We start from the raw sequence: 11,627 nt of genomic DNA, 5'->3' as shown, positions 1-11,627 counted from the left end.
GTTTTTTAGTCGTTAATTCCAAATTGTGGATGCATGAAAGCTTCATCTTTATTATCCGCTTCGTTTTTTAGCAACTCTTGATTTTCTTCTGAAATCCACCCAATATCATTTGTAGGATGGATCCACTCATCGCCAGCCATAATGGCAGGATCTACTTCATCACTCCAATTGTTAAGCGGACTGTTCTCGGAATTATATTTACTGTCTCCAATTACAACATTATATTGATTCACAAAAGGTTGTTGCATCGTTTTTCCTGTTCCTTTAAAAGATGGAAAATTCATTTGATGCGGGAGCGTTTCGTCTAAAATGGGTGATTGAATCTTTTCTTTTTTCTTCAAAATTATCGCTCCTTTTTATAATGATTTCTTCATATGTAGTATTTCCATCTAACGCCTCTTATGTACTTGTTAACACTTGCCAGTAATAATTATTTTAAGTTGTTTCAAACTAGAGTAGAAAGTGATTTCTTGAGAGCAGGTGAATGTATTGGTAAAAAGAAAAGTGAAACAAAATGCGGCAATCAATAATAATAAAACTCCGAAAGAAAGCTTACCAGATGCAGAATTTGCATTAGAGTATGAAGGAGAAAATAGCGCAAAGTATGCGAATCGTAATTCAAAAAAAGGGAAACAAAAATGAGGCGTTTTTTACAAACGCCTCATTTTTTTGTGGGATTATAAAGGTTTTTTTAATTATTTGTAAATTTAGTGTTTTCTATTAGCAGAAAAATGCGAAAAAACATAGAAGTAGCAACGTATTACACAAAAACAAACAACAAACAAAAGATTAATGTTGGTTTAATACTGCTTTTACACTAGTTGTTTATATTTGAGTTGTACATAAGATTTGTAAAAGGAGAGAGAAACAGTGAAAAAAACAATCTTTAAAGCTGTAGCGACTGGAATGGTATTTTCGTTATTAATGGGGTGTGGTGCAAAGAAGGAAGAAAGTGCTGGAGCGAAAGTGAAAGATGACAAATTATCTGGATCATTAACTGTTTACACAGCAATTGAAGAAGAGCTTGTACCAATTTATCTTGATTCCTTTAAAAAGAAATATCCTGATGTGAAATTGAACATTGTACGTGATTCAACAGGAGTTATTACTGCGAAATTACTAGCTGAAGGGAAAAATACACAAGCCGATGTTGTATGGGGAACTGCGGCATCAAGTCTATTAGCTTTAGATAAAAAAGATATGTTAAAAGGATACTCTCCAAAAGGAGCAGATCGTGTTCTTCCACAATTTAAAGATGATAAGCAACCTGAAAAATGGGTAGGAAATACTGCATTTATGACGGGGATTGCTGTAAATAAAGAAGAGTTAAAGAAGAAAAATTTACCGATGCCAGAATCATATGAAGATTTAACGAAACCAGAGTATAAAGGAACACTTGTTATGCCACATCCAGCATCATCTGGAACAGGATTTTTAACAGTTTCTGCATGGCTACAAATCATGGGTGAAGATAAAGGCTGGGATTACATGAAGAAACTTCATGATAATATGGCAAGTTATACGCATTCAGGATCAAAACCAGCGAAATTAGCAGGAGCGGGTGAATATCCAGTTGGCGTATCAATGGTTTATAGTGCTTTGAAAGAGAAACAAAAAGGTGCACCAGTTGAAGTTGTATTGCCGAAAGAAGGATTAGGTTGGGAAGTAGAAGCGAACGCACTTATTAAAAAAGATAATGCAAAAAATGAAAAATTAGCGCAAGCATTTTTAGATTGGGCGATTACTGATGATGTAATGAAGTTATACTTCGAGAAAAATGGATTTGCGACAATTAAAAATGATTATAAACTTCCAGATGGATTCCCTAAAGATGTAACAGAAAAGTTATACAAAAAAAATGACTTTAAGTGGGCAGCAGAAAATCGTGACAAAATTTTAGAAAAATGGGAAAAAGAGTTTGGCCAAAAAGCAGAACCGAAAAAGTAAGTGAGTGGGAGAGAGAAAAAATGAGCGAATATTTATCAATTCAACACATTCAAAAACAGTTTGATGCATTTACAGCGTTAAAAGATATTTCTTTTACTGTGAACAAAAATGAGTTTGTATGTTTATTAGGCCCAAGTGGTTGTGGGAAAACGACATTGCTTCGAATTTTAGCAGGTCTAGAAGAGGCAACAACAGGTAGTATAGCTGTGAATGGAAAAGATATTACAGCATTACCTCCTGGAAAGAGAAACTTCGGAATGGTGTTTCAATCGTATGCATTATTTCCGAATTTAACAGCACTTGAAAATATTGAATACGGCTTAAAGACAAAAAAATATGGAAAAGTAGAAGTAAAAGAGAAAGCGCTAGAGGCGTTAAAACTTGTAGATTTACTGAATGTAAAAGATAAATATCCTGCTCAAATGTCTGGTGGACAACAGCAGCGAGTGGCACTTGCACGTGCGCTCGCTCTGTCTCCAGATATTTTGTTACTCGATGAGCCGTTATCTGCTTTAGATGCGAAAGTACGTGAAAAGTTACGTAGAGAAATGCGTGATTTGCAAGAGAAAGTAGGAGTAACAACTATTATGGTCACGCATGATCAAGAAGAGGCATTAACGATGGCTGATAAAATTGTTGTAATGAATCATGCGGAAATTATGCAGATTGGAACACCAGAGGAGATTTATCAAAGACCAGCCAATCCGTTTGTGGCAGATTTTATTGGTTCTATTAATTTCTTTTCGAAAAATAACGAAGAGCATGCAATTCGTCCTGAACATGTAACAATTGTACAAAAGGACGGTATTAAAACAGTTGTGGAAAGTATGGAATTTCGTGGATCTGTATATCGAACGGAAGTGCGAGTCGTAGAAGAAAACACACACCTTTATAATGAGAAAATTGTAGTGGATATATTAGCATCAGAAGTAGAAGTAGCTGATATTAGAAAAGGAAAGCCGATTCAAATCTCTTTCTCAGAAAATCATATGTTGTCATATGGAAAGAAGGTCATTGTATAGATGGAGATGTTAGAAAACTACAAGGTAGAAAGTGCGAAAAAAAAGATTAAGAGAAGTATAGGGAAAGAGGAATGGATCCAAAGGCTTGTAATTATCGGTATGATTCTTTCCTTCCTTGTCATACTTGTATTACCACTATTACAACTATTTACACAAGCTTTTTATAATAAAGATGGAGTTTTCATTGGTTTAGCGAATTTCAGTAAATATTTTACAACACCAACTTTAGTTCAGTCTTTACAAAATACGGTATGGATTTCGGGCGCAACAACAATTATTTCAGTTTCAATTGCATTCGTTTACGCATATGCAATTGCCCGTACGAATGTTTTTGGAAAGCGTGTATTTCAGTATGTAGCGTTATTACCATTGTTTGCACCAACGATGATGCACGGTATAGCACTTACATATTTATTTGGTAATCAAGGGCTAGTAACGAAAGGAATGTTTGGGTTATTTGAAGGTATACAAATCCCTTTATATGGACCAGTAGGAATTGTAATAGCTGAAGTTATGTATACATTTCCGCAAGCCTTTCTCATATTACTAATTGCCTTTCAAGGATCCGATTATCGTTTATATGAAGCTTCTAATATGCTAGGGGCGAGTAAAACAAAACAATTTTTCACGGTTACTTTACCTAGTGTAAAGTACGGATTAATTAGTGCAATGTTTGTTGTGTTTACACTTAGTTTCACTGATTTTGGGGCACCAAAAATTGTTGGTGGACAATATAATGTGCTTGCTACTGACGTATACAAACAAGTAATTGGACAGCAAAATATGTCGATGGGTGCAACAGTTGGACTGATTTTATTAATCCCAGCTATATTCGCATTTGCAGTTGATCGTATTACACAAAGAAAGCAGGCGAATTTCTTATCTTCAAAAGCAGTACCATACAGAATAATAGCTAATAAGAAAAGAGATGTCATCTCATTCATATACTGTAGTGTGATTACATTTATGATCATTCTGTTATTTGTGGCAGTTGGTATTGCTGCAAGTGTGAAAGTATGGCCATATAATATGAGTTTTACATTTGAGCATTTTAATTTTTCGAGTTTAACAGGAGATGGACTTGAAGCATTTAAAAATAGCGTAATTGTTTCAGCAGTTACAGCAGTTATTGGGGCGATTTTAACATTTGTATTTGCATATGCAATTGAGAAAATAGACCAGCTACAATTCTTCCGAAAAACAGGTTACTTTTTCTCTATCGTTCCTTTAGCCATACCAGGTTTAGTACTCGGATTAGGATATGTCTTTTTCTTTAGTCAACCAACGATTCAAATTTTGGGACTATCAGTAACGAACCCGTTTCATTCTTTATACGGAACAATCGCTGTGTTAGTACTAGTAAATATCATTCATTTTTATTCTGTAACATTTGTCACGGCAACGACTGCTTTAAAGAAATTAGATCGAGAGTTTGAGCTTGTTTCGCAGTCGATGGGTATTCCGTTTTATAAAACATTCTTTAGAGTAACGGTACCAATGTGTTTACCAGCAATTTTAGAAATGGTAATGTACTACTTCGTAAATTCAATGGTAACTGTATCGGCAGTTGTATTCCTATATGCAGCTGATTTTAAACTAGCTGCCGTATCAATCGTAAATATGGATGATGCAGGAAATGTGGCGCCAGCAGCTGCAATGAGTGTGCTTATTGTTGTTACAAATATTGTAGTAAGAGTTGTATATGAATGGGGAACGAAAGCACTTCGTAACCGAACTTCACAATGGCAAAAAAGATAAGTAAGAAAGGTGATGGACAGAATGAAAATTGAAGCAGTTATTTTTGATTGGGCAGGGACAACAGTTGATTACGGATGTTTTGCACCACTAGAAGTATTCATGGAGATTTTTCATAAACGGGGTGTAGCAATTACAGCAGAAGAAGCTCGTAAGCCAATGGGGTTATTAAAAATAGATCATGTAAGGGCACTTACTGAGATGCCTCGTATTGCGAGTGAGTGGAATCGTGTTTTCCAACAATTACCAACAGAAGCAGACATTCAGGAGATGTATGAAGAATTTGAAGAGATTCTCTTCGCTATTTTACCACGCTATGCTTCGCCGATTAATGGAGTAAAAGAAGTGATTGCTTCTTTACGTGAAAGAGGAATTAAAATTGGTTCAACGACTGGTTATACGAGAGAAATGATGGATATTGTAGCAAAGGAAGCAGCGTTACAAGGATATAAACCTGATTTTCTTGTTACGCCAGATGATGTTCCAGCAGGCCGTCCATATCCATGGATGTGCTATAAAAATGCAATGGAACTTGGTGTGTATCCGATGAACCATATGATAAAAGTTGGGGACACAGTATCAGATATGAAAGAAGGTAGAAATGCTGGAATGTGGACAGTTGGTGTAATTCTTGGCAGTAGCGAGCTCGGTTTAACGGAAGAGGAAGTGGAGAATATGGATTCGGTAGAACTTCGTGAAAAAATAGAAGTAGTTCGCAATCGTTTCGTTGAAAATGGGGCGCACTTTACGATAGAAACGATGCAGGAACTCGAAAGCGTAATGGAACATATCGAGAAACAAGAACTTATTATTTCATAAAAGGGGAATAGGATCATGACTGAAAATCACTACTTATTATTAACACCAGGACCATTAACGACAACAAAATCAGTAAAAGAAGTTATGCTATACGATTGGTGTACGTGGGATGATGAATATAATACGATGGTGCAAGAAGTAAGAGCTAAACTTGTATCGTTAGCGACGAAGGAAGAAGAGAAATATACAACAGTGTTAATGCAAGGAAGCGGTACGTTTTCAGTTGAAGCAGTAATTGGTTCTGTTATTCCGGCAAATGGGAAGATTCTCGTTTGTACAAATGGTGCGTACGGTAAGCGCATTGTGCAAATGGCAGAGATGTTACAGATTGATGTGGTGGTCAGTCAAACAGAAGAGTGGGAACCTACTAATATTGTAGAAGTAGAGAAGTTATTGCAAGAAGATAAAGAGATTACGCATATTGCAGTTGTTCATTGCGAAACGACGACAGGCATTATAAATCCAATTGTAGATGTATGTAAATTAGGAAAACAGTATGGAAAGGTTACAATTGTTGATGCGATGAGTAGTTTCGGCGGGATTGAAATAGACATTGCTGATTTACAAATTGATTTTTTAATTAGTAGTGCGAATAAGTGTATTCAAGGGGTTCCTGGATTCGGATTTGTAATCGCAAAACGTGATGAATTATTGAAGTGTAAAGGGCAAGGACGCTCTTTATCTCTTGATTTATATGATCAATGGGAAACGATGGAAAAACAAAATGGGAAATGGCGTTTTACTTCACCTACACATGTTGTACATGCTTTTTATCAAGCACTACTTGAACTAGAAAAAGAGGGAGGAGTAAGAGCGCGTTACAATCGATATTACAACAATCAAAAACTACTAGTAAATAGAATGGGAGAAATCGGATTTAAGCCACTAGTAGATGAGGAATACCAATCTCCTATTATTACATCTTTCATTTATCCAAAAGAGGGATTCGAGTTTCAACAGTTATATAACGAATTAAAGCGTTATGGATTTGTTATTTACCCTGGGAAAATTTCGAAAGTAGATACGTTCCGCATTGGAAATATCGGTGATGTACATGAACAAGATATTAATCGCTTAGTTGATAGTATTGCTAAAGGAGCTGTTATTGGGTGAAAGTGTTTTGCTTAGGTGGAGCAGGTAAAATTTGTCGCGAAGCTATTTTGGATTTAGTTCAATTTTCATCTTTTGAGACAATTACAGTAGCTGATTTTAACGAGGTGGAGGGCCGTAAAGTAGTAGAATGGCTCAACGACCCTCGTGTTGATTTTGTAAAAGTAGATGTAACGGATCACGAGGATACGGTTGCAAAAATGATTGGTTATGACATTGTAATGGACGGTACGACGATAAAGTTAAACAGATTGTCGACCCGCTGTATTGCAGAAGCAGGATGTCACGGTGTGAACTTAAATGGATTTGGTGAAGAAAATGAATCGCATGCTATATTTGTTGAAAATGAAAAGATATGTTTACCTGGATTTGGCATGACGCCGGGTGTAACGCAAATGATGGCAATGCATGCAGCAAATCAATTGGATACTGTAGAGTCTGTCCGTGTAAGTCACGGTTCGTATCGTCCGATTGCTTTTTCTGCATCAATTACAGAGACAACGACATATGAATATGATCCATATTTACCATCGCGTACAGTGTATGAAGATGGTGAATTTAAGCAAGTACCTCCGTTTGCGCGTCCGAGAGAAATAGAATTGCCAGAGCCTTATGGTAAGGCAACGCAGTATATCATTCCGCATTCTGAAACGATTACGCTAGCAAAGGCATTAGAAAATAAAGGTGTCAAACTGATAGAGACGAGAGGAACTTGGCCACAGCAAAATATGCAACTTGTACGTGCTTTATATGATTACGGCATATTGCGTAATGATCAGATTGAAATAAACGGGAAAGAAATAGGCATTATGGATTGTATTTCACAGTATTTATTGCAATCGAAAGAAGGGCAAGAAACAGAGCTTTATGGTTATGCACTTCATGTAGAAGTAATAGGTATGAAAAATAATGAGAAGCAAAGACATGTGTTATATCATACACATCCGTTATCTGATGGTTCTGTTGTAGGATGGGAAAAATTAAGAGCGTATACGAGAAACGTCGGTATTCCATTTGGGATTGCTGCAGAGTTAATTGCAAATGGAAATGTAAATAGGGTGGGTGTTGTTACGCCTGAAGAAGCCTTTGAAAATCCACAATTGATTTTTGATGAGCTAGCAAAGCGCGGTATTCATATTCATGAAGAAGTTTCTACTTATAAAGAAAATTATAGCTTTGTATAAGTAAGGACGTTTATAAGGGAGATATAAATGAGGTGAAGCTATGTCTGTAGTAGGAGAAGAAAGAAAGCGAACCATTCTTGAAAAGGTAGAATTTAAAGGGAAAGTAAAGGTTTCAGAATTAGCGAGAGAATTTGCTGTATCAACAGAAACGATTCGTCGATATTTAGAAGAATTAGATCGTGAAAAGAAGCTGAAAAAAGTGTATGGTGGAGCTGTTCAACTTCCAGGCGCTGGAGTAGAGGCACCAATGTTAGAAAGAGAAATGCTACATATAGAAGAGAAGAAAAGAATTGGTTATAAAGCAGCGACATTTGTAGAAGACGGTGATGTCATTGCAATTGATGATGGAAGTACACCGCTTCAAATGGTTCCATACCTTGTTCATCGTAAAAACTTAACGATTGTAACAAGTTCATTTCCAGTCGCAACACAATTAATTTCTTCTATTAATAAAAAGATGTTTCACGGTGAAGTTTTGTTTATAGGTGGAAAAGTATCTCCAAAGCATTCGCGTGTATCAGGGTCTATTTCTCAGCAAGTCATACAGCAATTTCATTTTCATAAAGCGTTCGTTTCGATTGATGGGTTATTACCTAGTTTTGGAGTTTCCAGCTTTGAATTAGAGAAAGCAAAATTGTCAGAGGCGATGATGAAATTAGCTGAGAAAACATATATTTTATGTGATCATACGAAGGTAGGCGTGAAAGGGAATTATCGTATAGCAGCAATTTCGCGTATTCAACACGTAATTTGTGATAAAAAAATGCCATATAGCTTTGAAGAAGAACTTAAGAAGCATAATATTCAGTGGACAGTTTGTTAAATACAGTGAAAGCACATAAACTCCCGCCTAATTTTTAGGAGGGAGTTTTATTATCTGTAAATTGTAAAATAAAAGATTTGCAGTTATGCAAAAAGTGGACACATTTTCTCACCTCTTTCATATAATTTACCAATACAAAAAAAGTTGGTCGAAGGAAAGAAGGGAGAACATGTCAGAACGAATATATAATAAACTTGTATTGTACGCGAATATTTTGCAAAAAATCGGTGTCATCAATGAGAAGGAAAAAAGTGAAATTCTTCATACGATAGGTAAAAAAGCCCTTTGAATAAAGGGCTTTTTTATTTTTTTATCTTTAAAAATATAAATTTAATGTAATATTCTCATTGACAATGATAATGATATTCATTATCATTTATTTGTGGATAATTGATAATACTTATCAATTGTAAAGATTATATATGATAGGGGATATTATTTTGAAAAAAAATTACATGAAGGCGCTAGTAGTAGCGACAACATTAGCAATTCCATTTGCTACGTACTCTACTCCAGCATTAGCGGCATTAAAAGTTGAAGCAAATCAATCGGTAGCAGCAGCGAGTGATCGCACGTATGATACTGAGATTAAAATATATAAGGACCAAAAAGATGAGCCATCTATGGTTTCTCAATATATAAAAGATCCTAAAGTAACGATTGCAGCTGGCAAAAAAATTATCACTGTAACAATGCAAGATAGTGATTATTTTCAATATCTTAGAATAGAAGATAGAAACCAGCCTGGTGTATTTCATGATGTGAAGGTTTTGTCAGAAGATAAGAGGAAGAATGGAACGAAAGTAGTTCAATTTGAAATTGGTGAGTTTGAGAAGAAGCACAATATGCAAATGCATATACTTATTCCAGCTATTGGATATGATCACAAATATCAAGTTCAATTTGAAATTAAAGATCCAACTGTAGGTAACAAAGAAACAGAGAAACCAGATGATAACTCTAATTCAGGCAATACGGAAACGGATAATCCAGTTGATAATCAAAATATGATAACAGATAAGAAATTAAGAGAGCTTGTTAATAAAAAAGTATTTAATAGAAAAGATTTAAATACACCAATTACGAAAGAAGATTTATTACAAGTAAAGGATTTGTTTTTAAATACAAATGAGATACTTGATTATAGTGCATTAAAATATATGCCAAATTTAAAATCTTTAACAGTTGCGAATGCGAAGATAAAAGATCCGTCGTTCTTTGCGAACTTAAAGCAATTAAGTCATTTAGCTTTGCGTGGTAATGAATTTTCAGATGTAACGCCACTTGTTAAGATGGATAATTTAGAATCTCTTGATTTAAGTAATAATAAAATTACAAACGTTGCACCACTAACTGAAATGAAAAATGTAAAAAGTTTATTTCTATCAGGCAACCAAATAGAAGATGTAACAGCATTAGCGAAAATGGAACAACTAGATTATTTGAATTTAGCAAATAATAAAATTACGAACGTTGCTCCATTAAGCGCTTTGAAAAATGTAACATACTTAACTTTAGCAGGTAATCAAATTGAAGATATTAAAGCGTTATATTCATTACCTTTAACAGACTTAGTATTAACACGTAATAAAGTTAAAGATTTATCCGGCATTGAGCAAATGAAGCAATTAGAAGAATTGTGGATCGGGAAAAATGAAATAAAAGATGTTACTCCTCTAAGTAAGATGACACAGTTAAAACAATTACACTTACCTAACAATGAGTTAAAGGATATTACGCCATTATCAAGTTTAGTAAACTTACAAAAGCTTGATTTAGAAGCGAATTATATTTCAGACTTATCACCAGTTAGTAATTTGAAAAAATTAGTATTTCTAAGTTTTGTTGCAAATGAAATCCGTGATGTGCGACCAGTTATAGAACTAAGTAAGACGGCTTATATTAATGTCCAAAATCAAAAAGTATTTTTAGAGGAAACAGAAGTAAATAAAGAAGTAAAAGTACCTATATATGAAAAAGATGGTGAGGTTTCTACGAAAATCCGTCTGAAGAGCGATAACGGTACGTATAGTAATGGTGTAGTGAAATGGAGTACACCAGGTGAGAAAATATATGAATTTGGTGTGAAAGATCCATTCGCGGATACAGGAATTTTCTTTACAGGGTCTGTTATTCAAAATGTAGTAGAAAGTAAAGACGGTAATACGTCTAAAGAAGATGAGAAAACAGAAGTGGTAGAATTTAAAGATGTACCAAAGGGACATTGGTCAGAAGAGGCAATTAATTACTTAGCGAAAGAAAAATTATTTATAGGCTATGGAAATGGTGAATTTGGATTTGGTGATAACATTACTCGTGGACAAGTAGCTCTTCTAATACAAAGGTATTTAAAATTAGAAAATAATCTAGTACCAAAAACGGCATTTACAGATACGAAAGGAAATATGTATGAAACGGCTATTGATGCAGTGGTTCAAGCTGGAATTATGACAGGCTATAGAAATGGTATGTTCCGTCCAGATGGAGTATTAACTCGATATGAAATGTCAGTAGTATTACAAAGAGTATTTCAGTTAAAAGAAAATGAAAATAGTGCAGAGAATTTTAAAGATATACCAAATGACCATTGGGCGAAAGGATATGTGAAAGCTTTAGTGGATAATAAAATATCAAAAGGCGATGGGGAAGGGAATTTTTTAGGAGATAATTTCGTAACACGTGAACAATATGCACAGTTTTTATATAATGCAATAAAGAAATAAAGTGAAACTTTAATCAGTGGGGGTTTTGTTCATTCCCCACTGATTATTAGCCCTCACTAATCGGGCTGCCCGTTAATGCGGAATAAAAAATGAGGAAAATACGCTATTCTTTAATTAAAGAGTAGCGTATTTTTATGTACAAAATGAAATAGGAAATAGATAGGAGTATAGACATATGAATAGCCTATTTTAAAGAAGAACCACGAAACTATATTGACAAAAAAGCGTTCTCATGTGATAATTC

At 34.8% G+C, this 11,627-nt stretch carries 10 protein-coding genes; 9 read left to right on the top strand and 1 reads right to left on the bottom strand.

Annotation, left to right across the window (positions count from 1 at the left end):
* Positions 1-5: 5 nt before the first annotated feature.
* Positions 6-341, bottom strand: coding sequence for a DUF3905 domain-containing protein (locus ACK1U5_RS11915; protein WP_000726027.1), 336 nt, complete (start codon positions 339-341; stop codon positions 6-8).
* Positions 342-489: 148 nt separating this feature from the next.
* Between ACK1U5_RS11915 and ACK1U5_RS11910 the strand changes: the two genes are divergently transcribed.
* From ACK1U5_RS11910 to ACK1U5_RS11870, 9 genes are all read left to right on the top strand, one after another.
* A complete protein-coding gene (locus ACK1U5_RS11910) occupies positions 490-642 on the top strand; it encodes a hypothetical protein (protein ID WP_000240799.1) in 153 nt (50 codons plus the stop codon).
* Between the two features lie 228 nt (positions 643-870).
* The gene (locus tag ACK1U5_RS11905) at positions 871-1,947 is read left to right on the top strand and encodes a putative 2-aminoethylphosphonate ABC transporter substrate-binding protein (protein WP_000750895.1); all 1,077 of its coding nucleotides are present in this window, start codon (positions 871-873) and stop codon (positions 1,945-1,947) included.
* Positions 1,948-1,967: 20 nt separating this feature from the next.
* Complete coding sequence (locus tag ACK1U5_RS11900; protein ID WP_000006192.1) at positions 1,968-2,969, top strand: putative 2-aminoethylphosphonate ABC transporter ATP-binding protein; 1,002 nt, start codon at positions 1,968-1,970, stop codon at positions 2,967-2,969.
* Positions 2,970-4,727, top strand: a complete 1,758-nt coding sequence (locus tag ACK1U5_RS11895) for a putative 2-aminoethylphosphonate ABC transporter permease subunit (protein ID WP_069605377.1) — start codon at positions 2,970-2,972, stop codon at positions 4,725-4,727.
* A gap of 21 nt (positions 4,728-4,748) precedes the next feature.
* On the top strand, positions 4,749-5,543 hold the full coding sequence (gene phnX, locus ACK1U5_RS11890; RefSeq protein ID WP_000687363.1) for a phosphonoacetaldehyde hydrolase: 795 nt from the start codon (positions 4,749-4,751) through the stop codon (positions 5,541-5,543).
* 15 nt (positions 5,544-5,558) lie between these two features.
* On the top strand, positions 5,559-6,656 hold the full coding sequence (gene phnW / locus ACK1U5_RS11885) for a 2-aminoethylphosphonate--pyruvate transaminase (RefSeq protein WP_000138230.1): 1,098 nt from the start codon (positions 5,559-5,561) through the stop codon (positions 6,654-6,656).
* A complete protein-coding gene (locus ACK1U5_RS11880) occupies positions 6,653-7,837 on the top strand; it encodes a saccharopine dehydrogenase family protein (RefSeq protein WP_000862174.1) in 1,185 nt (394 codons plus the stop codon). The genes phnW and ACK1U5_RS11880 overlap by 4 nt, the downstream gene beginning before the upstream one ends.
* A gap of 40 nt (positions 7,838-7,877) precedes the next feature.
* Positions 7,878-8,660: a DeoR/GlpR family DNA-binding transcription regulator gene (locus ACK1U5_RS11875; RefSeq protein ID WP_000117667.1), complete on the top strand. Its 783-nt coding sequence runs from the start codon at positions 7,878-7,880 to the stop codon at positions 8,658-8,660.
* Positions 8,661-9,082: 422 nt separating this feature from the next.
* Positions 9,083-11,383 carry an NEAT domain-containing leucine-rich repeat protein gene (locus ACK1U5_RS11870; protein ID WP_080481932.1) on the top strand — a complete coding sequence of 767 codons (2,301 nt, stop codon included), beginning with the start codon at positions 9,083-9,085 and terminating at the stop codon, positions 11,381-11,383.
* Positions 11,384-11,627 lie beyond the last annotated feature (244 nt).

It is taken from the genome of Bacillus sp. XB1, from assembly GCF_053557995.1.
The sequence above is the reverse complement of the archived record's forward strand: the minus strand, read 5'-3'. Positions and strand labels throughout refer to the sequence as shown.